Source organism: Chamaesiphon sp. OTE_20_metabat_361 (assembly GCF_031364565.1).
On record NZ_JANLWO010000496.1, the window covers coordinates 1 to 1,528 of the forward strand.

The following is a 1,528-nucleotide window of genomic DNA, read 5'->3' on the forward strand; positions in this document are numbered from 1 at the left end:
CGATCCCGAACAGGGACATCTCGATCTCTATCTCAAGCCGTTTATCCGAGATGCAGTAGAACGCAAACAGTCAATATCGGCATTGAAGTCGTTAAAAGGGTTAGGCGAAACAACGATTGGAGAAGAATAGATGCAGCAGTATTTTTAATTTAATTATTGGGAGATTTTATAGAAATGAACGATAGAATCAGTGCTATTATTTCTAATTCTAAGACAAAGAGAGAGTTTCAAGGTCTAGAATTAGAAGCTATGTCGGAAGCTATAAGTTTTGAAGATCGGATGTACGATCTCAATCGGGGTAAAACTTCCAGAAGATTGTTGATACATGGGAAGGACGATCGAGGAGAGGGAATTACTTACTCTATTTATAATCTCTTTCTACATTTAGAATCTGAAAATTATTTACAGAAACAATGCGGTCATTTTCGTGACTGCTTAAATGTGCTAGTAAAAGAACATGGCGGAAAGTGGATTTTATTTGAGGATGGTAGAATCATTCACTCTGCCAGCACTAGAGAGGAGCTAGAAGTAAAGATTCAGTCAGCAAGAGATTCAGATTGCTATCGGCCTGCTGACTTTATTATTTTTGTGCCCAGACGTACCGAAGATCTGCAAGAACAGGCTATGGCAAAACCTAAAAGTAAAGCCGCGATCTCAGTTGCTGAGATTTTTCAAGCTGCTACCGATCTCGAAAAGTTAGAAGTATTCAAAGAAATTTGCGATTTGAGAATTCAATCGATTGGGATTGAGTGTCCTGAAGAGTAATTTAAGGTAGCTGATTGAATTTCCCCACAACAACGCTTGCAAACGGTAATACCCTCAAACCTGCATGGATCGACTCAGCACTGAATATCAAGAACTCCTCATCAGTCTCAAACAGCGGATTCGTACCAGTCAACTTCGGGCAGCTTTAGCTGTCAATCAGGAGTTGATTCTGCTCTACTGGCAAATTGGGAAAGAAATTCTATTGAGGCAGTCCCAGCAAGGTTGGGGTGCAAAAGTCATCGACAGGCTCTCTCGGGATTTGCGAGAGGAGTTCCCTGAACTCAAAGGGCTATCTAGTCGTAATCTCAAATATATGCGAGCATTTGCAGAAGCTTATCCAGAGAATGAATTTGTGCAACAGCTTGTTGCACAAATTCCCTGGGGGCATAATCTCATTCTGCTAGGTCGGGTTAAGGATGATAATGCCAGACTTTGGTACGCACAGCAGGTGACGATTAATGGTTGGTCTCGGAATATCCTGACAATCCAGATTGAAAGCCAACTATATCAACGCCAGGGTCAAGCCGTAACTAACTTTGAAGCAACTTTACCGCCAGATCGCTCCGATCTTGTTAGGGCAACTCTGAAAGACCCGTATCTGTTTGACTTCCTCAGCTTGGGCATAGAAGCCCAGGAGCGAGAACTTGAGAATGCTTTGGTTCAACATATCGAGAAGTTTTTATTGGAACTGGGGGCGGGTTTTGCGTTCGTAGGCAAACAGTTTCCCTTAGAGGTAGGGGGTCAGGATTTTCGACTGGATTTG

Annotated in this window: 2 protein-coding genes; both read left to right on the forward strand. The window is 42.5% G+C overall.

The features are described 5' to 3' along the window. The first annotated feature begins 174 nt into the window (after positions 1 to 174). Positions 175 to 765: a hypothetical protein gene (locus tag RMO35_RS14465; RefSeq protein ID WP_309742035.1), complete on the forward strand. Its 591-nt coding sequence runs from the start codon at positions 175 to 177 to the stop codon at positions 763 to 765. A 64-nt stretch (positions 766 to 829) separates the two neighbouring features. Beyond that, the coding region (locus tag RMO35_RS14470) for a PDDEXK nuclease domain-containing protein (protein WP_309742036.1) at positions 830 to 1,528 on the forward strand (699 nt) is incomplete at its 3' end.